The following is a 22,695-nucleotide window of genomic DNA, read 5'->3' as shown; positions in this document are numbered from 1 at the left end:
GACTGGCCGTTCACCGGTCCGCCGCATGAGGTGGCACACCTGTGCTGCTACGTGTCACTCGATCACTGGGACACCACTGTTGCCATAGACGCTGAGGAGCCGCGTTGCCATCACGCCCGGGTGAACGTTGGCGACCCGCACTCGTTCCGGGTTCTGTCGGCCAGCGCGGCCCCGAAACATGGTCAGCGCCAGATGATGTGCGCATCGTGGCGTCGGCGTGGTAATCGCGAGGATCCGCCCGGGCGGGTCAGGCGCCTCGGCGCAAAGCGATGCCGTAGGACAGGGCCTTGCGCAGACCCGGCATCTCCTGCTCGACCCGATCGGCCAGGGCGCGGATGGCGGGCTTGTGCGTTCTCAGTTCGCGCCAGCGGAACATGGTGCCCACCGGTCCGTCGACCGAGAGGGTGGTGAGCACGCCGTCGCCGAGGGGAACCGAGGCGGGTACGGAGCCTGCCCGCACCGTGTCGCGGATCCGGTCGCCCAGCGCCTGAACCTGCGTGGGATCGGCGGCGAAGATCTTCGTCCGCCGGATCGGACCGAAGACCCGACGACGGTTCGTTGTTCCGGGGGATCACGTTCGACCACCTCTACAGCGACGTGAGCATGCCCACCCTCGCCGCAGTGTGGAAAGCGCTCGACACGAACCAGACGCCTGCACCGAGGTCGCCGCTCACCGACCCGGTCGCGCACGGCGGCTCGGCGGTGGACGCCTTCGACGTGGTCGTCTCCGCGCTGCCCGGCTTCGGGTTCAGCGAGCGACCCGGCGAGCAGGGCTGGAACCCTACCCGCACCGCCCGGGCCTGGGCCGGGCTGATGACCCGGCTCGGCTACGAACGTTTCGGGGCGCACGGCGGTGACTACGGGGCGTTCGTCAGCAACGAGCTGGCCCTGATCGTTCCCGAGCGGATCACCGGCCTGCACCTGACGATGCCGCTGGCCGGGCCGCTGCCGGACGACCAGGACACCGCCGACGAGGCCGAGCAGCGCAAGATGCGAAGACGCGACCATTTCGTACACGGTGGCATGCCGCACGTCATGATCCAGGGTCTGCGGCCGCAGACGTTCGGATATTCGCTGGTCGACTCGCCGTCCGGGCTGGCCGCCTGGCTCGGCGAACACATGGACGCCTTCTCCGGCGACCCGGGCGTCACCCAGCAACGACAGGCCGACAACATCGCCCTCTACTGGTTCACCGGCACGGGCGCATCCACCGCCCGCTGGTACTGGGAGTCCGCGATGCGGTGGGGTTCGCGCAGCGCCGAGGAGCAGAACGCGCAACCGGTGACCGTGCCGGCCGCGTTCACCCTCTTCCCGGCCGAGCCGTTCCCGGTGGCCCGGCGCTGGGCCGAACGCCGCTACCGGAACATCGTCGCCTGGAACGAGCCGGAACAGGGCGGCCACTTCCCCGGCTGGGAGCATCCGCAACTTCTGGTGACCGACATCCGGGCCGGCTTCCGGCACGCGCGCGGCTGAATTCTGGGCACCGATCGGGCAGTGGATGGCCTGTCGGCCGCCGCGCTCGCGGCCGACGATCAGGCGGTGTCACCGACTCCTGATGATCCTCGGGTGGGCCGGGCCGTCGCCTACATGCGCGAGCGGCTCGGCCATCCATTGACCGTGCCCGAGTTGGCCGGTCAGGCGCTGCTCAGTCCGTACCACTTCCTGCGCGTCGTCAAGCGCCAGACGGGCCGCACGCCGTACCGGTACCTCACGATGCTGCGGATGCGCGAGGCGAAACGCCTGCTGGGGGCGGGCGAGACGGTCACCGCGGTGGCCGCGCGCTGCGGTTACTCCAGCACCGCCCACTTCTCGGCGGCGTTTCGCAGGAGACCGGGGTGCGGCCCTCCCGCTGGATCAGGGGTTGAGGTCGCCGGCCGGCGGCCGGATGCCCTGGGCGGCAGCTGTCGTGCCGAATACTCAGCGGGCCCGCATCCCGTTCAGTAGGACATCGAGGTAGCGGCGGCCGGCTGCGGCTTGCTCCTGCGGATCGTTGGCTGAGTGCATCTTGGCCGAGAAGGCGATTCCGCACATCAATGGCGTCATGTCGGCGAGCGTGATGTCGGGTGTCAGCCGCCCTGCGGTCCTGACCCGTACGAATAGTTCATTGAACAGTGAGGTCAACTGATCGAGCAGATGCGCTGTGCCCGGCAGCGCGGCTGTGGACGCGGATAGCACCGGGGACAGGGCAGCGTCAGTGAGTTGCGCGTCCACGAACCTGACCAGGAAATCATAGAAGGCCGTCCATGGATCGTCCTGTTCCGCAGCCCGTTTGGCGGCCTGGATCAGCGTCTCCAGTCCGTCCACCGACACCGCCTCGATCAACGCCTGGGGCGTCGGGAAGTGCCGATAAACCGTGGCGACGCCAACGCCAGCCGCGCTAGCCACTTCGTTCAGCTGAATCGGGGTGCCGTCCGCGACCAGCTCCCGGCCAATCTCGATGATTCGCTGGCGGTTGCGTGCTGCGTCCTTACGAAGCGGGGAGGCGGTCACTGCTTCAGCATAAATGGATAACTGGGGCTGTTGTTGAACGGGCGGCGTAAGTTCCGTGGTGCCTTGGGCGAGCGGTCCATCGGCTACGTCGTCCCCGTGAACTGCGCTTGGACCCAAGGGCGGCTGCGCCGCCCCGACCCTCGCGGTCGTCCGCGAGCTGCAACGACTCCGCGCGACCTGGCCCGGCGCCTGCCTCACCTGCCACCAACCCGCGAACCGTTACACCGTAACAAAAGCCACATAACCCCACAAAGCACCTAATGACATCCATGCTTCCGTGCGTGCGGCTCGGGACAGGGCATCGGATAACTCATCCGTTTCGTGCTACGGTCGAGGAAGCGGATAACTCATCCGCTTCCATTGTCCGCTCGGCTCCGGAGAGAACATGCAGATACTCATCACCGGCGGCACCGGCTACCTGGGCTCGGTGCTTGTCGAACACTTCGTTGCCGCAGGTCACGAAGTAGTAGCGCTGACCCGGTCCCCGCAGTCGGCAGCAGTAGCGACGCAGGCGGGCGCGCGTCCTCTGCTCGGCAGCCTGACCGACACCGCGCTCCTGGAAACGGCTGCGGCGCAAGCCGACGCCGTGGTGCACGCCGCCGCAGTCGACTATGCCGGTGGCGAGGACGCAGTCAGGGCAGAAGCCGCTGCCGTGGAGGCGCTGATCCGTGGGGCGGGAAAGGCTGGGACGGGCAAGCCGTTCATCTACACCAGCACGAACCTCGTCTACGGGCTCGACCCCGCCCAATCCCAGAATGAAGACGCAGAACTGCCGGAGCCTGGCCTGGTGCCGGCCAAGCTCGTCGGCGAACGCCTGGTGCGCGAGGCGGAGGCAGCGGGTCTGAACGGCATGATCATCCGTGTGAGTCTGGTCTACGGTCGAGGCGGCACCATGCTGCTGAACAGTCTGATCGGGGCCGCGACCGGCTCGGGCGCTGCCATCTACATCGGCGCCGGTGACAACGAGTGGACCCCGGTGCACGTGGACGATCTCGCCCGCCTGTACCTGCGGGCTCTGGAGCGGCCGACGGCGGGCACCTACAACGCGGCCGGGACGCAGCGGTTCACCTTCCGCGAACTTGCCGAGGCGATCGCGGACCTGACCGGAACCACCGCGACCTCGATCACCGCCGAACAGGCCGAGAGCGCCATGGGGCCGATGGCCGCGCTGATCCAATCGTCGGCGCGCATCACCTCCCACAAGGCGCGCGACACGTTCGGGTGGAGCACCAGCGGTCCCGCTCTGCCGGACGACGTGCGCTCCGGCTCCTACCGGGCGGTGAACCCGTGAGCCCCAGCCTGGCCAGCCACGCCGTTGTCGGTCTGCTGCGCGTGACCGGAGTGAAGAAGCGCCAGTTCAAGCCCAGCCGGTTTCTCGCCGAAGTGGCCAACCCGGCTCCACCGCGTCTGCCGGGTGTCACGGTCCGGCGGGAAGAGTTCGAAGGCTGGACGGTCTATCGGCTGACGCCCGCCAATCCGGTACGGCACTATGCCGTCTACCTGCACGGCGGCGCCTGGGCCGCTCCCATCACCACGCAGCATTGGAGACTGGCCGCCCGGATCGCCGTCGGATCCGGGCGCGAGGTTGTCCTGCCCCTGTACCCGCGCCTTCCCGCCGCTACCCACGCCGACGTCCTTCCGGTCATGCTGCGCCTGTTCCAGCACGTCCAAGAACAGGGGCCGACCGCGCTGGCCGGTGATTCAGCGGGCGCGACCATCGCCTTGTCCGTGCTCCAGGCTCTGGCCTCGCGAAGCCAGCGGCCGGATGTCACCGTCCTGATCTCACCCGCCCTGGACTTGACCTTCACCAATCCGAAGATCGCCGACATCGCACCGCACGACCCGTTACTGAATCTCGAGCACATCCGAGTTCTCGCGGCCCGCTGGGCAGCCCCAGACGATCCGTCAAACCCTCAGACCAGCCCTCTCAACGGCCGCCTGGACCACCTCGGACTCGTCCACGTGTACGCCGGGACACGCGATGTCCTCTTCCCCGACGCCGTCCTGCTCAGGGACCGGGCCGGAACCGCGACCGGAACCGATCTCCACCTGAACATCGGCGAGGGAATGATCCATGACTGGCCAATCTTGCCGACCCCGGAGGGCCGCCGGGCGGCCGGGGACGTCATCGCCCTTCTGCGAGATGCCGGCGATCACTCGGTCGGAGAGGGCTTGTGATCTTGCTGCGGGCTAGTTCGCCTAAACCTATTAGGCAGGAGCCTGATAGGTTTAGGCAGTTAGGGGGAGGGTGATGGAGAGACTAGGGCTGACGCCGGAGCGTCTGACCCAAGCGGGGGCGGAGCTGGCCGGATGAGGTCGGCTTCGCCGAGGTCACCATCTCGGCGCTCGCCGGGCGGTTCGACGTCAAGGTCCCGAGCCTGTACTCGCACCTGAAGAACTCGCAGGACCTCAGGGTCCGCATCGCGCTGTTCGCGCTGGAGGAACTCGCCGATCGCGTCGCCGACGCCATCGCTGGCCGTGCCGGCAGGGACGCCCTGGCTGCGTTCGCCGACGCCTATCGCGAGTACGCCAGGGAGCACCCGGGCCGGTACGCGGTCGCCCGGCTCCGGCTCGGTCCGGAAACGGCGGCCGCCAGCGCTGGCGGCCGGCACGCCCGGATGGCCCGGGCGATCCTGCGGGGCTACGACCTGGACGAGCCGGACGCGACGCATGCGGTCCGGATGCTGGGCAGCGTCGTCCACGGCTACGTCAGTTTGGAGCTGGCCGGTGGTTTCGAACACAGCGTCCCTCCGCGCAGGAATCCTGGGATTGGATCGTGGATTCGCTCGACTCGCTGTTACGCGACCACAGCACTCGCTGACCCGAGGACGGCGGCACCGCCGCAAGCGGTTCGCTGCGTGGCGCGCCGATGAACACCGAGATTCGGTCGAGAGGCTTGAGGCAATGACCACCGAACACCATTGGATCACCACACCGGTCACCGCGGACCTCCTGCGCGGCTTCGTCGACGTGGAGGCGACCGCGCGGTCTGCTGCCGCATCGGCTGACCGCTCGGGCGCGCCGGCAGATCCCCGACGACCAACTGGCCATGGCCGAGGCCCAGCCCTCCGGGGTGCGGCTGGCGTTCCGTACCCGGGCCACCACGATCGAGTTGGACACGCTGCCCACCAAGCGGGTCTACCAAGGCTTCCCGCCCCCGGCGGACGGCGTCTACGACCTGCTGATCAACGGCCGCCTGGCCGCGCAGACCTCGGTGCCCGAGGGCAACGTCCGGACGGTTACCGACATGTTCACCCAAACCGCGGTGCTGACCGAGGGGCCGGCCGGCACCGCCCGCTTCGCGGATCTGCCGGTGGGTGAGAAGGACGTCGAGATCTGGCTTCCACACACGGAGATCACCGAGTTGATTGCGCTGCGCACCGACGCGCCCGTCGAGCAGGCCCCGCCCAACGGGCGCAGGAGGTGGCTGCACCACGGAAGTTCCATCAGCCACGGCTCGAACGCCGCTCGTCCCAGCGCCATCTGGCCGGCCCTGGCCGCGGCCGAGGGGGGAGTGGCGTTGGTCAACATGGGGTTCGGCGGGAGCGCGCTGCTCGACCCGTTCACCGCCCGCGCCATGCGGGACATCCCGGCGGACCTGATCAGCCTCAAGATTGGCATCAACATCGTCAACAGCGACGTGATGCGTCTCCGCGCCTTCACCCCCGCGGTCCACGGCTTCCTCGACACTGTCCGCGAAGGGCACCCGAGCACACCGTTGCTGGTCGTGTCCGCCATCCTGTGCCCGGTTCAGGAGGACACGCCCGGCCCCCTCGCGCCGGACCTCGAGGGCGGGACACTGCGGTTCAAAGCCACGGGTGATCCGGCCGAACGCAGCGCCGGGCGGCTGACGCTCAACGTCATCCGCGACGAGCTCGCCCGGATCGTCGAACAGCGCACGGCCCACGACCCGAACCTGCACTACCTCGACGGACGGGACCTGTACGGCGAGGCGGACTACGCCGAACTCCCGCTACCCGACGAGGTCCACCCCGACCCTGCCGGACATCGCCGCATCGCCGAGAACTTCGCCCGGCTCGCGTTCGGCGACGGCGGCCCCTTCGCCACCAAGACCGGCTGACCATCTGGGGTGCGCCGAGCAGCGACGCCACACGCCGGTGCTGCTCGGCGCAGTCGGTGCCATCATGGTCCTGGCAGACAGGGCCTACACCAGCCGCGCGAATCGTGCTTGTCTGCGCAGGCGTGGGATCAGGTGCTGCATCCCGAGCAAGAGCGACCAGGACGCCCACCGCAGGGCCAACGGCTCCCGAGGCGGGCGTCCACCGAAGTTCGACTCGCGGGGCTACCGCCCGCGTCACGACGTGGAGAACGGCCTCAACCAGCTCAAACGACACCATGGCGTCGCGACCCGCTACGACAAACTCGCCGTCCGGTTCCAAGCCGTCCTGACCATGACGACTATCGGCGAGTGGTTATGAAGCACGCTTTACTGGGTGGTGGCGCGGGCAGCTGTGTCGATGAGGTCGGCGACCGGGCCGGGTTGAGAGACTGCCACGGCGTGGGACGCGTCGATCTCGACCGCCGTCGACCCGGCACGCTTGGCCAGGAAGCGCTGCAGGTCCGGCGGAATGCCCTTGTCCTGGGTGGTGATCAAAGTCCATGACGGGATCGACTTCCAGGCAGTCTTGGTCACCTTCTCGGTCTGGGCGGCTTCAGTGGGAGGCCGCTGCGTTACCGCCATCAGCTCAGCGGTGTCGGGGTCGACGTCGGCGGCGAACACCGACGGGAACTGGGCCTGGTCGATGTACTGCGCCATCGTCGTGCCGCCGTCGTCGAGAGGGGTCGGCACCATCTTGACGGACGTGAGGAGCGCACTTCCCGGGAACTTGGTGATCAAGTCGGCCACGCTCTCGCCGGCGTCCGGGCTCACGCTGGCGACGTACACCAGAGCCTTGACGTTGGGGGCGCCATCCGCAGCCTCGGTCATCACACATCCGCCGTACGAATGAGCCGCCATCACGACCGGGCCGGACACGGAGTCCACAACAGCTCGAGCGTAAGCAGCGTCCTTCTGCACGCCGCGCAGCGGGTTCGCGACGGCAATGACCGGGTAGCCTCGACGTTTGAGGTTGGCGATCACCCCATTCCAACTGGATGAGCCGGCGAAAGCACCGTGGACGAGTACGACGGTGGGCATTCCTGCCTCCTGGGCAGGCTTGTCAGAAGCGGCGTTCATCTGGCATTCCCTTCAAAAGGCCGCTCTATCCACCGAGGGTGGTAGCGCAGGCCGGACGGCGAGGATGTTCGGCGGCGTCTTCGCTGGCAGCCGCGTAACGGCCCGCAATTGCCGACGCGGGAGCGGTGCGCCACTATCCAGTATTCAAGGCCGGCCAGGCTGATGTCAGCGGAATCTGGAAGCCGGGCCGTGTAGGTTCCGCCAGGCAACCGGGCCGGACAACTGCCCTCAATTCGGCGTCGTTCACGGGTAAGCGCACCGCTTATGACCGCGTTATTGACGACTTGTCGAGGCGCGGGGAATTACCGATCAGGCTCTCGTCGCGGAGATCGAACTCCTCCGACAGCAGGCCAAGATCGTTTGCCCCGGTCCGTGACGTTCTCGAAGATCTGCTTGGCCTCGCCGATCTCTCCGGCCAGGGCCAGAGTCTGGACCAGCAAGTACGAGCAGACGATGAAGGCACCCTCCGAACCCGCCCCTGTCCAGCGCTGCGTGATGAGCACCCCGGCGTCGAGGTGGTCGGACCCGGGCGCGCGCCGGTGAACGTCTGGGCCGAGGTGCTCCAGCCATCGGTGAGAATCGCCGCGCGGATCTCCTTCATGGCCTGCGACCAGCGGGGGACCTGCGCCTCCGCGTCCAGGGTCGCTGCCAGCTTGACGGCCCGGTCCAGGGCCCAGCACATCAGCTTCGCCGTCAGGTGGTGCCGGCGGCCCTCGCGTCCTTCCCAGATGCCGGCTCTGGGCTCCCGCCGTCAGCGGAGGCGTTGCGTGCGGCGAGCGAGCAGGGCCGGAGCAGGGGATAGAACGTTCGGTCTTGACGATGCGGGTTGGGTCTGTCATGCTGGGTGAGACAGAACGATCGGTCTACCTAACCCCTCCGTTGAAAGGGTCACCCGTGACCACCATTGCTGCTTCGCCCGGTACTTCCCAGACGGCTTCCGCGCTGCGGCGGCTGTACTTCGTCCGCTTCGCATTCGCCATCGTCTGGGCTGGCGTGACGATCGCTACCGCAAAGGAGATCGGTCCGCTCGCGGTGGCGCTGTTCGTGCTCTACCCGTTGTTCGACGTGGGTGCCGCCATCTACGACCTCCGGTCGTCGCGGGCCACGGGCTCCCCGACCCTGCTGTACGTGAACATCGCGGTAAGCCTGGTCACGGCGGTCGGCGTGGGTGTCGCCGGCGCGTCCGGTATTCCCGCCGTCCTGCGGGTGTGGGGCGCTTGGGCGGTCGTGGCTGGTCTGGTTCAGTTGATCGTGGGGGTCACTCGTCGCAAGATGGGCGGGCAGTGGCCGATGATCATCAGTGGCGGCATCTCGATTCTGGCCGGTGGGTCCTTCATCGCCGGTGCCTCCGCGGACAACCCGTCGCTGACCAACGCCGCTGGCTACGCCATTCCGGGTGCCATCTTCTTCCTCATCGCTGCCATCCGCCTCGGGCGCGCCGCGAAGGGCAACTGACATGACCACAACCGAGTACGACGTCATCGTGATTGGTGCCGGTCCGGTCGGGGAGAACGTGGCCGATCGGGTAGTGCAGGGCGGGCTGACCGCCGCGATCGTTGAGCGGGAGTTGGTCGGTGGTGAGTGCTCGTACTGGGCGTGCATGCCGACCAAGGCGTTGCTGCGCAGCGCGTCGGCGTTGCGGGCGGCTCGTCATCTGCCGGGTGCGCGGGAGGCGGTGACGGGCGACCTGGACGTCGCGGCGGTGCTCGGCCGGCGGAATTCATTCGCGTCGCATTGGCAGGACGACGGGCAGGTGTCCTGGCTCGAGTCGGCTGGCATAGCGCTGCACCGCGGCCACGGGCGGATCAGTTCCGCCCGGGTCGTCGAGGTGACCGGCACCGACGGTGTCACCACGACGCTGACCGCGCGCCACGCCGTGGTCGTTGCCACCGGAAGCAGCGCCCTGTTGCCGGATATCCCGGGGCTGCGCGAAGCGGTGCCCTGGTCCAGCCGCGAGGCGGCTTCGGCCAGTTCGGTTCCCCGTCGGCTCGCCATCATCGGTGGTGGTGTGGTGGCGGCCGAGATGGCGACCGCGTTCGCCGCTCTGGGGTCGTCGGTGACGGTGCTGGCCCGCGACGGTGTGCTGCCGTCGGCGGAGCCGTTCGCCGGTGAACTGGTCACCGAGTCGTTGCGCGAGGCCGGTGCGTCGGTACGCCTCGGCGCGGAGGCCGTCGCCGTCAAGCGCGACGACAGCGGAACTGTCCGCGTCAAGACCGCCGCCGGCGAGCAGATTGAGGCCGACGAGGTGCTGGTGGCGGTCGGTCGCACACCGAACACCCAGGACATCGGCCTCGACCGGGTCGGGCTTGCGCCGGGTGCCTGGCTGGCGGTCGACGACACCCTGCGCGTCATGGGTGGCGGGGAGTGGTTGTACGCCGCCGGCGATGTGAACCGGCGGGTGCTGCTGACCCATCAGGGCAAATACCAGGCGCGGGCGGTGGGCGACGTGGTCGTGGCCCGGGCGAAGGGCGAAAAGGTCGAGGACGGCAGGTGGGGCCGGCACGTGGCGACGGCCGACGAACGTGCGGTGCCGCAGGTGGTCTTCACCGACCCGGAGATCGCCTCGGTGGGCCTGACCGCGGCTGCGGCCGAGGCAGCTGGGCTACGGATCCGGGTCGTGGACTACGACCTCGGGGCCGTCGCCGGAGCTTCCCTGCACGCCGACGGCTACAAGGGACACGCCCGCATGGTCGTCGACGAGGACCGAAAGGTGGTCGTCGGCTTCACCCTCGCAGGCCCGGACGTCGCGGAACTGATCCACGCCGCGACCATCGCCATCGTCGGCGAGGTCCCGCTGGACCGGCTGTGGCACGCGGTTCCGGCCTACCCGACCGTCAGCGAGGTGTGGCTGCGGCTGTTGGAGACCTACGGCCGCTGACGGTGAACCGAGCGCTCGTTCCGGCGAACGTTGGGTATTTCAATTCAGGTCCGCAGCGTTGGTTTCGTCCGAAAACAAATCGAACATTGTTTACTTCGAGGAGACTTCCTTGCCTACCAAGATCACTATCATCATCGACAACCCTGCGAGCTTCGACGACTTCGAGCGGGCCTACGCGGACGTAAAGGCTGCCGCAGCGAAGTTCCCGAAGCTGCGGCGACTCGAGTCTGCGAAAGTGTGGCCGAAGGAGGATGGCACCGCCACCCCCGCGTACCGGACGCTCGACCTCTACTTCGACAGCTACGAGGACGCCTCCGCAGCGGTCGCGACAACCGTTACCGCTGATGTCTTCGGCACCCTCGTGGGGACGCAGGCCACGTTCAAGGCGCTGTTCTCGGACATCGAGCAGGCTTAAGGATTACAAGCTCCCCGGGCGTAGGCAGAGACGACGCCTACGCCCGGGGAGGGCAAGGCTTGCGATCCCTATTTCCCGGAGTCGCTCCAGCGGCGACCTGGAGGTGCTGCCGGGCCCACCCGCACGTCCTTTCGGACAAGTTTCGCTGACACCGCCACGTGTGTGTTAGAAAACAGTCCTGTCGTCCGAGAAGTTCCTGAAAGGGCCATCGTGAGTTGCGTTGCTGCTTCGCCTGGCCATTCGGGGACTGCCTCTGCCCTGCGGCGGCTTTATTTCGTCCGCTTCGTGTTCGCCGTCGTCTGGGCGCTCATCCTGTTTACGACCGCCAAGGACATCGGCGCGCTGGCGGCCGTCCTGCTCGTGCTGTACCCGTTGTTCGACGCGGGTGCCGCCATCTACGATCTCCGCTCGTCGCGGAAGGCCGATTCATCGGCCCTGCTGTACGTGAACGTCGCGGTCAGCCTCATCGCCGCCGTCGGCGTGGGTGTCGCCGCCGGGTCCGGCATTCCGGCGGTCCTGCGGGTGTGGGGCGCCTGGGCGATCGTCGCCGGCCTGGTGCAGCTCATGGTGAGTGTCACCCGTCGCAGGGTGGGCGGCCATCTGCCAGTGATCATCAGCGGCGGCCTCTCGGTGCTGGTGGGTGCGACGTTCATCTCGCTCGCCAGCGCCGACAACCCGACGCTGGCGAGCGTGGCGGGTTATGCGATCGCGGGTGGCGTCTTCTTCCTGGTCTCGGCGCTGTGGCTCAACCGCACGGTGGCGAAGGGGAACTGACGTGCGGGGGAAGGCGTTCCTGCATCCCGGCCGAGGCGTTGCCGCACACCGCCGCAGCTCTTCGTCCGGCGATCTCCACCACCCGGATTGACCGACCTTGTGGCTTGGCCGCACCGCCTACTCGGCGTTGCTTGTGGACGCCTGACGGTGGACGGGGGTGCCGTTGCGCTCTCGTCGAGCGTCGCGCGGACCGGCGGCGGACGAACTACAACGCTGGGTAAACCCCTTCAAAGCTGCGATCATGATCGCTTTCCAGTCAGGTGTTGAGGTTCCAACGGAGCATGCGGCCAGCACTGCCGGACGAGGCGTCGATGTCGCCGCGGGAGGCAGCCAGATTTCGCCCAACGATCGAGTGCTCGATCGGGCCGAGCGGCAGATGAACGGCGCGTCATCGGCGTCGAGTGCCTGCAGGGTCACCGCGATCGCCTGGTCGGGATCGCGGGCCTGATTGCCGATGTTGGTTTCGCGATAATGCTTGCGCGGGCTCGCGGCGCATTCCGGCATCTCGCTGGCCGAAATCGTGATCGAACAAGCCAAGGACCTCGGGCGTGCCTTCCTCGATCGCGCCGAAGAGTCCGTAGCCGGCGTTGTTCACGAGCACGTCAAGCCCGCCGAAGGTCTCGACCGCCGTTGCGGGCGGCTGCCTTGGCTGCCGCCGCATCGGTCGCGTCCAGTGGCAAGGTGATCATCCGGCCACCGAAAGGCTCGGTCATTTCATCGATCGTCCTGACATCGCGGGTCGTCGCGATGACCTGATCTCCGTGCTGTGCCTCAGCGAGCGTGCGCCGCTGGCCGAAGCCGCTCGAGCAGCCTGTGATGAGTCAAGTTTTCGATAACTCCTCTCCGAATTGTTTTCAGACAACGCAAGGCTGTTGCCGCCACGAACCGTCATATCGGCCATCATCGACCGGTCCTGACGCGTCTGAGGACAAGCTACCGCGACCTGGTGGGTTCCGAGCACGTAACCGGTCAGGTCCCGTGCGAGCGTGTTCGAGAAGGCCCCTTGTGGACGGCGTGGCGGCATGCCATCGGCGATCCGGACCGGCACAGGATGGTGCGGTGTCTGCGCGTCGTGGCCACCCCTCGGACCTGACCGATGCCCAGTAGGCAAGTCGACGAAATCACTCCGCCGCGACACCGACCGCAGCCACGGTCGTCGCGAGATCCGCACGCTCAAATGCGTGAGCGGATCAGACGGCGTCCTCATGAGGCGCGCGGAACTCGATCGCGCGTTCGCTCGCCGGGGCCCGTCGGTGCCTCTTTGCGCTTGCCGGTGCGCGACCGGCCGGGCTACAGGTTTCCGGACTCCGGCCAGTTGGACCAGTGCGTGTTGGGCGGCAGGTCTGGTGCGTATCGTCCCACGTCTCCTGTCGTCAGCACGTCGGCAAGCTGGCGGAAGGCCATTGACTGACTGGGAAGCGTGTCCTGGAGAAGGTCTGGATGGTGCCACTGATCCAGCCGAATGATCTCTGGGAGGTCGGCCGGAATGCGCCGTCGCAGCTCGGCTTCGTCGGCTAGCAGCAGCTCCCGGTGGTCCGGGACGAGCCGGCGAAGCACGTCCACCAGCTCCTCGCCCCGTTTCGCGGTTACCGTGATCCGCCGGCCTCGTACCACAATCGGCGCTCCGTCGTAAACTTCGGGCTGGTCAACGTCTTCGATCTCGTCCCAGTTGTCGATCCGGCTGAGGAAGTCCTCGTTGCCGTAGCCGGGTTCGCCTTCGGTCAGACAGTTGCCGAACACATGAAGGACGTCGACGAGGTTGCCGGCCCTGGGCGAGTATCCCAACGCTTCCACGATGAGCGCCCACCGTTGCGCGTCCCGGTAGGCGTGAAGTCGGGCATCGACCGCGTAGTAGTAGCCGTGGCCCAGGTCGGGAAACATGAAGTCGGCGGCCGCGATGTCGAGCTGGTCGAGAATCTCGGCGGAGCGCATGGGCACGCAGTGTATCCACGTCTGCTCCACCACGATCGGTGGCTGCCAGCCCGCCACACGGTGAGCCCGCCGGCGGTGTCGAAGCCGACCGGACGCCGAACAGGGTCCAGATCACCGGGTTGCCGGCCAGCCGCTGGGGCGCGTCTCCTGCATGAGGAGCTCGCCGCCCGGGCGGAGAAGTTTTCGGCCCGGCACCAATCCGGCGGCCCTTGAGCCACGAATCCCTCCCGACCGCACCTGAGTACCAACGCCGTACCGGCGGAGACGGAGATCTGTTGTGAGATTGTCCCGAGCCCTGCTCACCGTGCCTGCGGCCGCGCTGATCCTCGCGTTCCCGGGCGTCGCGCACGCCGACGAGAGCGTGCAGGTCCAGTTGCAGGACCTCAACGAGACCGGCGCGACCGGTACCGCCACCCTGACCGCCACGAGCGGCGGCGACCTGAAGGTGGTGATCCGGTCGAAGGGCATGACGCCGAACTCGCCGCACGCCCAGCACGTGCACGGCGCCGCGAACGGGATGGACTTCCACTGCCCGGACAAGTCCGCCGACACCAACGGCAACGGCTACGTCAGCACCGAGGAGGGTCTGAAGATGTACGGAGACATCTTCATCTCGCTGACCACCACCGGGGACACGACCAAGGCCAGCGGCTTGGCGGTGGACCGGATGCCGAAGGCAGACGCGCAGGGCAACCTCAGCTATGAGCGCACCATCCCGGCCGCCGAGCTGCCCAAGGGCACCATCGCGCACCTCAAGGACCTGCACCTCGTGCAGCACGGCATCGACGCCAACAAGAACGGCACGTACGACATGGAGGCGCTGGGGGAGTCGACGTTCGCCAAGTCGATCGGCGTCAACGGCATTCCCGCCGAGGCCACCGACCCCGCCACCTGTGGCATGGTCAGCGGCGCGGCCGCCGGCTCCGTACCCGCTGGGGGTGTCGCCACCGGCGACGGCAGCACCTCCGGTGGAACGCCGATGATGATGTACACGGTGGGTGGTCTCGCCCTGCTCGGTGCCGCCGGTGCGGTCGTCGCCCGCCGCCGGCTCGCCGGCGAGCGCTGAGTAGACGGCGATCGTGATGGACAGCGGCGATGTTCCTGTGCCGGCCGGCCGCCGTCGAGGGCGCTACGCGCTCCCGGCGGTGGCCGGCGTCCTCGCCGTGACGGCGGCCGTGACGATCGGTCTCGCGGTCGCCGGTCGCAGCGAGGACCCTCCCCGACCCGACGCGTCCGCCGCGGCACCAGCCGCGAACGCGTCGCCGGTCCCGGCGACCAGGCCGGGCGAGTTGACCTCGGGACCGCTGATGGTCAGCTCGCCGCCGACGCGGGTGTCGATCCCGTCGCTGGAGGCGGCCGCGGCGACGGTCGCTCTGGGCCTGCAACCGGACGGGGCGATGCAGGTACCGGACAGCGCCAGCGAGGTCGGCTGGTTCACCAAGGCGCCGACGCCCGGCGCCCTCGGCCCGGCCGTGCTGGCCGGCCACGTCAACTGGAAGGGTCACCGGGGAACGTTCTTTGACCTCGCTAGGGTGAAGGTCGGGGCCGCGATCACGGTCGACCGGCGGGACGGCAGCACCGCGATGTTCACCGTCAGCAAGGTCGAGCAGTATCCGAAGGACCGCTTTCCCACCGACGAGGTCTACGGGTCGACCGACCACGCCGCGCTGCGCCTGATCACCTGCGGCGGGGAGTTCGATGACAGCACGCAGCACTACCGGGACAACGTCATCGTGTACGCCCGTCTCGCTCACGCTCACCCCGCCTGATGCGCGCCGTCCGCCTCCGGTGGCGCGTCGACGCGTCGCCCGCACAGGAGAGGACCTGCCATGAGCGGTGAACCGGAACAGGCACGACGGTTGCGGTCGGTGCCGTCGGACACCGCGAGCCCGCCGACCGCCGACGAGCTGCTCGCGCGAGCGGCGCGTGGTGACGAGGCGGCGTTCGCGGCGCTGTACGACACCATGGCGGGCCGGGTACTCGGGCTGACCCGTCGGGTGGTGCGCGACCCGGCGCAGGCAGAGGAGGTGACGCAGGAGGTGATGGTCGAGGTGTGGCGCACCGCCGGTCGCTTCGACACCGCCCGGGGCTCGGCCTCGGCGTGGATCCTGACCATGGCGCACCGCCGGGCGGTGGACCGCGTGCGCTCCGAGCAGGCCCACACCGACCGCTCGTCGCGGGTCGCCGCGACCGAGACGCATGTCCCGTACGACGAGGTGGTCGAGGACGTCACCGCCCGGCTGGAGCGGGAACAGGTCCGCCGGTGCCTGGGCCGGTTGACGCCGGTGCAGCGGGAGGCGGTCACCCTGGCCTACTACGGCGGCCACACCTACCGTGAGGTCGCCGAGAAGTTGCAGACACCGTTGCCGACGGTGAAGACGCGGATGCGCGACGGACTGATCCGGATGCGCGACTGCCTGGGCATCGACATGGAGGGACGGGCATGAACGCCGATGTTCACACCCTCGCTGGCGCGTACGTCCTGGACGCGGTCGACGACCTGGAGAGGGCTGCGTTCGAACGGCACCTGGCCGAGTGCGAGCCGTGTCGGATCGAGGTGGCCGAGCTGCGGGAGACCGTCGCACGGCTCGCCGACGACATCGACGTCGACGTGACCCCGCCAGGGCTGCGGGAGCGGACCCTCGCCCAGGCGGCCCGGACCCCGCAGCTGCGGGTCAGCGCCGCGGGTGCCAGCGGCAGACGGCAGGCAGGCAGGTGGCGGCAGCTCACCGTTGCCGCCGCCGCGGCCGTCCTCCTGGCCGGCGGCGCGAGCGCGGTCACCTGGACCGTCAGCAACGACCGGATCAGCGACGAGCAGGCCAGCAGCGACCAGGCCCGGCAGATCGCCGCCGTCCTGGACGCCCCGGACGCCCGGGTGTTCGAGCGGTCGTTGCAGCCCGGTGGTGCTGCCACAGTTGTGGTCTCCCGCGAGCGCGACCGCGGTGTGGTGCTCCTGCGTGACCTGCCCGCGCCCGGTGCCGGGCGGATCTACGAGCTCTGGCTCATCCGTGGCACCGAGCCAGCCCGTTCGGTGGGGCAACTCGCCGAGGGGGACAGGGCGTCGACCATGATCATCGGTCCGGTTGGTGAGGCGGGCACGTTCGGCGTCTCCAACGAGCCCGTCGGCGGCTCCACCGCCCCCACCCGGATCGTGGGGACGGTCGAGCTGAGCTGAGCCGGGCCGGCCGCCGTCACACCGGCGGCCGGCCCGGCCCGCTGCCCGACCCTGGATGCTTCTGTCACCCCCACCCATCCGGACGACGTACCGCTCCGAATCACTCACATGGATGACGAGCTGCTCGCCGGCCGGTACCGCAGGCTCCTGCCGATCGGGGACACCGCGACCCCCGAACGCGTCTGGCTGGCACGCGACGAGGTGCTCGACCGGCACGTCGCGCTCAAACAGGTCGCCCTACCGGGATGGGCGAGCGACGCCGAACGGTCACGGTTGCAGGAACGCACGCTCGGCGAGGTTCGTGGACTGGCCGGTCTGGATCATCCGGGCGTCGTGGGAATGTGGGACGTGTTGAGCGCCGACGGCCACCTGTGGCTCGTCATGGAGCACGTGCCCTCCCGGTCCCTGTCCGAGGTGGTCGCCACGGACGGCCCACTCGCACCCTCCGAGGTGGCGCGGATCGGCCTGCGGCTGCTCGCCGCGCTGAGCGCCGCCCATGCGACGGGAGTCGTGCACGGGGAACTGGGCCCGCAGAACGTGCTACTCGCCGACGACGGGCGGGTCGTGCTCGGCGGGTTCGGCCTGTCGATCTTCGACAGTCGCAGCCCGGCAACCGTCACCGCGCCGACCCCGTCGACGGTCCAGTACGTCGCACCGGAACGCGCCCGCGACGGCAGGGCCACCCCCGCCAGTGACCTGTGGGCCCTCGGCGCGACGCTCTACCTGGCCGCGGAGGGCCGCCCTCCGTGGACCCGGCCCTCGACGCTGGCCATGCTCGCTGCCCTGGCCACCGAGACGCCCGACCGGATGACCGTCCTGTCGCTCGAACCCGCGATCACCGGTCTCCTGCTGCGCAACCCCCGTCAACGTCTGTCCGCCCAGGAGGCCCGCGACCACCTGGAGCAGGTGGCCAGCGCGACCGTACCCATCGAGCCCGTGCCGGCGCTCCGAGCGCGCCGTCGGCGGCGCGGGCTCGCCACCCGCCGTCGCCGGCCCGGAGCCGCCGCCATCCCGCTCGTCCCGGTCGGGCAGGACGGGATCGACACCACTGTCATTCGGGTCAGGGCGTCAGCCGCGCGCGACCGGACGACTGGCTGGGCGTTCGCCGGCGCCGTGGTGGGTCTGTTGGCGGTCGCGGCCGTAACAGTCACCGCAACCGGTGCCGTGATCGGCGGCTTGCGCGGCCAGGACAGCCCTCCGGCGGCCGAACCGGGCGGCGCGGCGGCCGGCGCGGCGGAGTCGACAGCGGCGACACCGTCGGCCCACCCGTGCCTGGACGATGACGCCTCCAGCGAGGCCGAGCCTCTGCAGGAGCCCGGCGTGCCGCTGCCGTACGCCCTGCCCGACGGGTGGGCGTGGCACCAGGATTCCGCCGACTTCCTGGTGGCGGTGCCCCTGGGGTGGACCCGACACGCCGAGGGCGAAACGATCTGCTTCCGCGACCCCGCCGACCTGCGGGCCATCGCCGTGGACCCCGTCGCTGAAGCGTCGTCCATACCGTCGAAGCGGTGGGAAGCTGCGGAGCGCGACGTGCTGAGCACCGGCGCGCTGGCCGGCTACCGGAGGATCAGCATTGGGCCGGTCATCCGCCCGGGCGGCGCGGCGGAATGGGAGTACACCTGCGACCAGCCCGGTGGTGAGCGACTGCATGTTCGCCGGCTCCTGGTCAACGACAGCAAGACTCGCGCCTACAGCCTGTCCTGGATCGCCCGAGACAGCCAATGGGGCGCGACCGAGCCCCTGCAGCGCCTGGCCCAGGCAAGCTTCCGTCTCGACTGACGCAGCGCGTGGCCCGCGCACCACGCCGGACAGCGACCACCGCACTGGGCGACCTGCTGACGACGACCTCAGGTCAGCGAACTGGGGTTTGTCGGGTGGGGGTTGGCCACCGCGCCTGCTCAGCGGCTACGTCCCCGACTAGGGTTTATGGCGATGTTTTCCCAGGACGGCCACGATGCGGCCATGAGCAGACACAGACGGCGCAACGTGCTGTTGGACAGGAGCGTCGAACGCGCAGCGCTCGATCAGCTCCTTGCTGGTGGGCGTGTCGGAGTCAGCGGGGCCCTCGTCTTTCGCGGTGAGGCGGGAATCGGCAAGACCGCCCTGCTGGATTACGCCCTGGCCCAGGCCGGAGACTGCCGGGTTGTTCAGGCCACCGGGGTAGAGGCCGAAAGTGAACTCGCGTTCGCCGGCCTGCATCAGATCTGCGCGCCGGTTCTGGATCGCCTCGCGCGGCTGCCCGCTCAGCAGGGTCGCGCGCTGAGCACCGCGTTTGGTCTGAGCGCTGGGGAGGCACCGGACCTCTTCATGGTTGGCCTGGGAGTGCTTGGCCTTCTTGCTGGCTTCGCCGACGAACAGCCGGTCGTGTGCATCGTCGACGACGCCCAGTGGTTGGACAAGGCGTCGGCCCAGGTCCTCGGCTTCGTGGCCAGGCGGCTGAGAACCGAGTCGCTGATCATGATTTTCGCGGTGCGCAGCGACCTCGACACTGACGACATGCCGGAGCTGAAGGGCTTGCCGGTCATGACCGTCACCGGCCTGTCCGACGAGGATTCGCGGGCGTTGCTCGCCTCGACGGTTCTCGGGCGAGTCGACCAGAGGGTACTCGAGCGGATCATCGCCGAGTGCCACGGCAATCCCTTGGCGCTCACCGAACTGCCTCGTGGCTTCACCGCTGCCGAGCTCGTAGGCGGCTTCGGCCTTCTCAGCCACAGCGCTCTGCCTCGCCGTATCGAGGAGAGCTTCCGACGGCAGGTTGCCGCGCTCCCTCCGGACACCCGCACGTTGCTCCTGGTCGCAGCGGTCGAACCCCTCGGGGATCCCGTGCTGGTCTGGGGCGCTCTCACTCGTCTGGGCGTGCCTGCCGAGAGTCATCTCGCTGCGTCGTGGCCCGCCGCTGAATTCGTGGATTTCGGCTTCGGGGTCCGGTTTCGGCATCCGCTGCTGCGCTCGGCGGTCTACCGGGCCGCCAACGAGTCGGAGAGGCGTCAGGCACATGCCGCGCTCGCCGATGCTATGGAGCCCAGCAGGGATCCCGACCGGCGAGCCTGGCACCGGGCGCAGGCAGCCGCAGGACCCGACGAGGACGTAGCGACCGAGCTGCAGGCATCCGCGGCTCGGGCGCAGACCCGTGGCGGGTTCGCGGCGGCCGGAGTGTTCCTGGAACGAGCTGCGGAGCTGACTCCGGATCCGACGCGGCGAGCTTCACGGCTGTTGGCGGCGGCGCAGGCTCGACATGTCGGCGGTGCTCCGGACGTCGCGCTGCGCCTGCTCGCCTCGGCCGACGCCGATCATTCGTCCGAGATCGACCGGGCACGTGCGGATCTCCTGCGGGCCGACATCGCCTTCACGGTCGACCGAGGTCGGGAAACGGCGGATCTGTTCCTCAAGGCGGCTTCGCGGCTCGAGCCGCTGGACGTCGGTCTCGCCCGGAGCACATATCTCGACGCGTTGCGGGCGGCCTGGTACGCGTCAGATTCCAGCAGCAGCGGCACCCTGGGAGATGTGGCCCGGGCGGCCGCTGCTGCGCCGGTTGCCACAGCGCCAGCGCGGCCGTCGGACCTCCTCCTGGACGGTCTCGCGGTGCGGTACACCGCAGGCTTCGCCGCTGCTGTGCCGAAGATGAAGGAGGCGCTGGAGGCGTTCCAGAGGTCGGATCTGGCAAGCGCGGACGGCCTTCGGTGGATGTGGTTCGCCAGTTCGATCGCTACGGACCTCTGCGAGGACGATGCGGCAGACGCGCTCACCGGCAGCTACGTCCGGCTGGCGCGCGAGAGCGGGGCGTTGGCCGACCTGCCCTTGGCGCTGACGACACGCATTCTCATGCACCTGTTCGCCGGTGACCTGTCCGAGGCATCCGTGCTGCTCATGGAACTCGACGACGTGGCGGACGGCACCGGGATCCCGGTACCGAGTTACATGGCTCTGCTGCTCGCCGCATGGCAGGGCGACGAGGCGCGGACCCTCGAATTGGCCGCTGTCAGCACCGCCGACGCCCGCCGCCGCGGTGAAGGGCTCGCTCCGGCGATCGTCGGCTGGGCCCAGGCGCTGCTCTACAACGGGATGGGCCGGTCCGGGGAGGCGTTGAGCGCAGCGCGGCTGACGATCCAGTCGAGCCTGGAACCCGGAGTGTTGACCGGCGCGCCGCTCGTCGAGCTGATCTTCGCCGCCGCCCGTAGCGGACAGCCCGAGTCCGGGGCTGACGCGTTGGAGCGGCTCTCGATCTCGACGCAGGCGTGCGGCACCGACTGGGCGCTGGGTATGGAGGCGTGCTGCCGCGCCACGCTGACCACCGGCGCGACGGCGGAGGACTTGTACGTCGAGGCGATCGAGCGGCTCAACCGTACGAGAATTCGACCGCTGACGGCACGGGCCCATCTTCACTACGGTGAATGGTTGTGGGAGCTCGGTCGACGCGACGACGGTCGCGATCAGCTCCGGACGGCCTACGACATGTTCACCGCGATGGGTATGGAGGCGTTCGCCGCCTCAGCCGCTCATCGGCTTGGAATGAGCGTCCGCCAACGGCCGTCTAACGACACCGGCCCGCTGACGCCGCAGGAGACCCACATCGTCAAGCTGGCCCGTGAAGGGCTGTCGAATGCGGAGATCGGAACCCGGCTGTTTATCAGTCCGCGGACGGTCGAGTGGCATCTCAGTAAGGTCTTCGCCAAGCTGGGCATAACCTCGCGGCGTCAATTGCGTCGGTGACCCCAGGGCGGCGGCGCTTCCAAGGCGCAGGCAGCTCGGGGCACCGGCCGCGCTCGGCCGTCGTCGCCTACCAAACACAAACTGGAGTTGCATGTCACAGCGTCGTCTGGTCGCGGCTAACGGTATCAATCTGAGGATATCGGAGGCGGGTGACGGGCCCCTCGTCCTACTACTGCACGGTTTTCCGGAGTCGGCTCACTCCTGGCGGCACCAGATTCGTCCGTTGGTCGAAGCCGGCTATCGGGTGGTCGCTCCCGAGCAACGTGGCTATGGCGGCAGCTCGCATCCGACGGCGGTCGAGGCTTATTCGATCATGCATCTGGTGGCCGACATCACCGGCCTCATGCGAGAGCTGGAGGCCCGTGACGCCGTGCTGGTCGGCCACGACTGGGGCGCCACGGTGGCGTGGAACCTCGCCCTTATGCGTCCTGACCTGGTCCGGGGGGTGGTGGGGCTGAGCGTCCCCCCTTATCTGCGGGGGAAGAGTGGACAGCTGACCAGCATGCGAGCGATGCACCACGGGCGGTTCTACGTGAACTACATCGAGGAGCCTGGCGTCGCGGATGAAGAGTTCGGCCGTGACCCGATCACGAGCCTGCGTCGCACTTTCTACGGGGTGAGCGGCGACAACCCGGCGAACCGTGCGCCCCGGGACATGCTGGTCCCACCGGGCGGTGGGCTGCTGGAGGCAATCGACCCGGAGCACAGCACGGCACTCCCGGGATGGCTGACCGAGCAGGATTTGGAGCTTTATGCCGCCCAGTTCGTGGGCGGCTTCACCGGAGCATTCAACTGGTATCGCAACCTCGACCGCAACTGGGAGCTCACCGCTGCCTTCGATGGAGTTCGCTTGCCGATGCCCGCCCAGTTCATCTCGGGTGATCTGGACCCGGTATTGGCGTTCCGCGGGCTCCGCGATTACGTGCAGACACTTCCCCGCCGGCACGACCAGTTCGCCGATCCGATCTTCCTGCCGGGGTGCGGACACTGGATCCAGCAGGAACGCCCGCAAGAGGTCAACCGGCTGCTGCTCCAGTTTCTTGCAGCCCTCTGACAACCCATTCCAGCACTGACCGGTCCGGCCGCGGAACGGCCGGACCGGCAATGGCATCTTCAACAGGCTC

The 22,695-nt window shown here is 68.7% G+C and carries 22 protein-coding genes and 2 pseudogenes; 18 read left to right on the top strand and 6 right to left on the bottom strand.

The features are described from left to right. Positions 1-247: 247 nt before the first annotated feature. The gene (locus O7614_RS22560; protein ID WP_278140476.1) at positions 248-460 is read right to left on the bottom strand and encodes a hypothetical protein; all 213 of its coding nucleotides are present in this window, start codon (positions 458-460) and stop codon (positions 248-250) included. 98 nt (positions 461-558) lie between these two features. Here O7614_RS22560 and O7614_RS22555 point away from each other — a divergent pair, with 98 nt between their 5' ends. Continuing rightward, complete coding sequence (locus O7614_RS22555) at positions 559-1,473, top strand: alpha/beta fold hydrolase (protein ID WP_278140475.1); 915 nt, start codon at positions 559-561, stop codon at positions 1,471-1,473. Positions 1,474-1,494: 21 nt separating this feature from the next. Continuing rightward, on the top strand, positions 1,495-1,944 hold the full coding sequence (locus O7614_RS22550; protein WP_278140474.1) for an AraC family transcriptional regulator: 450 nt from the start codon (positions 1,495-1,497) through the stop codon (positions 1,942-1,944). On the opposite strand, the gene O7614_RS22545 is transcribed toward O7614_RS22550, so the two are convergent. After that, positions 1,918-2,490: a TetR/AcrR family transcriptional regulator gene (locus O7614_RS22545; protein ID WP_278140473.1), complete on the bottom strand. Its 573-nt coding sequence runs from the start codon at positions 2,488-2,490 to the stop codon at positions 1,918-1,920. The genes O7614_RS22550 and O7614_RS22545 overlap by 27 nt on opposite strands. 385 nt (positions 2,491-2,875) lie before the next feature. Here O7614_RS22545 and O7614_RS22540 point away from each other — a divergent pair, with 385 nt between their 5' ends. The 5 genes and pseudogenes from O7614_RS22540 to O7614_RS22520 form a co-directional block, all read left to right on the top strand. Beyond that, entirely contained in the window at positions 2,876-3,781 is a 906-nt protein-coding gene (locus O7614_RS22540) for an NAD-dependent epimerase/dehydratase family protein (RefSeq protein WP_278140472.1), read from the top strand. Continuing rightward, positions 3,778-4,668: an alpha/beta hydrolase gene (locus O7614_RS22535; RefSeq protein WP_278140471.1), complete on the top strand. Its 891-nt coding sequence runs from the start codon at positions 3,778-3,780 to the stop codon at positions 4,666-4,668. Before O7614_RS22540 ends, O7614_RS22535 begins: the two co-directional genes overlap by 4 nt. A 158-nt stretch (positions 4,669-4,826) precedes the next feature. Continuing rightward, the gene (locus O7614_RS22530) at positions 4,827-5,363 is read left to right on the top strand and encodes a TetR-like C-terminal domain-containing protein (RefSeq protein WP_347404404.1); all 537 of its coding nucleotides are present in this window, start codon (positions 4,827-4,829) and stop codon (positions 5,361-5,363) included. Between the two features lie 176 nt (positions 5,364-5,539). After that, positions 5,540-6,571 (top strand): SGNH/GDSL hydrolase family protein, encoded by a 1,032-nt coding sequence (locus tag O7614_RS22525; RefSeq protein ID WP_278140470.1) that lies wholly within the window; start codon positions 5,540-5,542, stop codon positions 6,569-6,571. A gap of 67 nt (positions 6,572-6,638) precedes the next feature. Continuing rightward, a pseudogene (locus tag O7614_RS22520) lies at positions 6,639-6,929 on the top strand (transposase); the annotation flags it as partial. A gap of 8 nt (positions 6,930-6,937) precedes the next feature. Here the strand turns inward: O7614_RS22520 and O7614_RS22515 are convergent. Next, positions 6,938-7,687 (bottom strand): alpha/beta hydrolase, encoded by a 750-nt coding sequence (locus O7614_RS22515; protein ID WP_278140469.1) that lies wholly within the window; start codon positions 7,685-7,687, stop codon positions 6,938-6,940. Positions 7,688-7,979: 292 nt separating this feature from the next. Further along, a pseudogene (locus O7614_RS22510) lies at positions 7,980-8,435 on the bottom strand (glycoside hydrolase family 15 protein); the annotation flags it as partial. A 146-nt stretch (positions 8,436-8,581) separates the two neighbouring features. Between O7614_RS22510 and O7614_RS22505 the strand changes: the two are divergent. From O7614_RS22505 to O7614_RS22490, 4 genes are all read left to right on the top strand, one after another. Further along, on the top strand, positions 8,582-9,142 hold the full coding sequence (locus O7614_RS22505) for a hypothetical protein (protein ID WP_278140468.1): 561 nt from the start codon (positions 8,582-8,584) through the stop codon (positions 9,140-9,142). Between the two features lies 1 nt (position 9,143). After that, a complete protein-coding gene (locus tag O7614_RS22500; protein ID WP_278140467.1) occupies positions 9,144-10,565 on the top strand; it encodes an NAD(P)/FAD-dependent oxidoreductase in 1,422 nt (473 codons plus the stop codon). Between the two features lie 109 nt (positions 10,566-10,674). Beyond that, entirely contained in the window at positions 10,675-10,980 is a 306-nt protein-coding gene (locus O7614_RS22495) for a hypothetical protein (RefSeq protein ID WP_278140466.1), read from the top strand. 285 nt (positions 10,981-11,265) lie between these two features. Then, positions 11,266-11,754, top strand: a complete 489-nt coding sequence (locus O7614_RS22490; protein WP_278140465.1) for a hypothetical protein — start codon at positions 11,266-11,268, stop codon at positions 11,752-11,754. Positions 11,755-11,871: 117 nt separating this feature from the next. Here the strand turns inward: O7614_RS22490 and O7614_RS22485 are convergent, their stop codons facing one another. Together O7614_RS22485 and O7614_RS22480 are read right to left on the bottom strand one after the other, a co-directional pair. Further along, positions 11,872-12,258: a hypothetical protein gene (locus tag O7614_RS22485; protein WP_278140464.1), complete on the bottom strand. Its 387-nt coding sequence runs from the start codon at positions 12,256-12,258 to the stop codon at positions 11,872-11,874. 786 nt (positions 12,259-13,044) lie between these two features. After that, complete coding sequence (locus O7614_RS22480; protein WP_278140463.1) at positions 13,045-13,686, bottom strand: hypothetical protein; 642 nt, start codon at positions 13,684-13,686, stop codon at positions 13,045-13,047. A 277-nt stretch (positions 13,687-13,963) separates the two neighbouring features. On the opposite strand from O7614_RS22480, the gene O7614_RS22475 reads away from it, so the two are divergent. From O7614_RS22475 to O7614_RS22445, 7 genes are all read left to right on the top strand, one after another. Further along, positions 13,964-14,752, top strand: coding sequence for a hypothetical protein (locus O7614_RS22475; RefSeq protein ID WP_278140462.1), 789 nt, complete (start codon positions 13,964-13,966; stop codon positions 14,750-14,752). A gap of 16 nt (positions 14,753-14,768) precedes the next feature. Further along, positions 14,769-15,455, top strand: a complete 687-nt coding sequence (locus O7614_RS22470) for a class F sortase (RefSeq protein ID WP_278142333.1) — start codon at positions 14,769-14,771, stop codon at positions 15,453-15,455. A 60-nt stretch (positions 15,456-15,515) separates the two neighbouring features. Beyond that, positions 15,516-16,133: a sigma-70 family RNA polymerase sigma factor gene (locus tag O7614_RS22465; protein ID WP_278140461.1), complete on the top strand. Its 618-nt coding sequence runs from the start codon at positions 15,516-15,518 to the stop codon at positions 16,131-16,133. Beyond that, positions 16,130-16,861, top strand: a complete 732-nt coding sequence (locus tag O7614_RS22460) for an anti-sigma factor (protein WP_278140460.1) — start codon at positions 16,130-16,132, stop codon at positions 16,859-16,861. Before O7614_RS22465 ends, O7614_RS22460 begins: the two co-directional genes overlap by 4 nt. A 108-nt stretch (positions 16,862-16,969) precedes the next feature. Then, positions 16,970-18,640 (top strand): serine/threonine-protein kinase, encoded by a 1,671-nt coding sequence (locus O7614_RS22455; protein WP_278140459.1) that lies wholly within the window; start codon positions 16,970-16,972, stop codon positions 18,638-18,640. A gap of 153 nt (positions 18,641-18,793) precedes the next feature. Then, on the top strand, positions 18,794-21,571 hold the full coding sequence (locus O7614_RS22450; protein ID WP_278140458.1) for a LuxR C-terminal-related transcriptional regulator: 2,778 nt from the start codon (positions 18,794-18,796) through the stop codon (positions 21,569-21,571). A 91-nt stretch (positions 21,572-21,662) separates the two neighbouring features. Continuing rightward, positions 21,663-22,625, top strand: a complete 963-nt coding sequence (locus tag O7614_RS22445; protein ID WP_278140457.1) for an alpha/beta hydrolase — start codon at positions 21,663-21,665, stop codon at positions 22,623-22,625. Positions 22,626-22,695: the final 70 nt, after the last annotated feature.

It is taken from the genome of Micromonospora sp. WMMD961, assembly GCF_029626145.1.
GTDB lineage: Bacteria > Actinomycetota > Actinomycetes > Mycobacteriales > Micromonosporaceae > Micromonospora.
The sequence above is the reverse complement of the archived record's forward strand: the minus strand, read 5'-3'. Positions and strand labels throughout refer to the sequence as shown.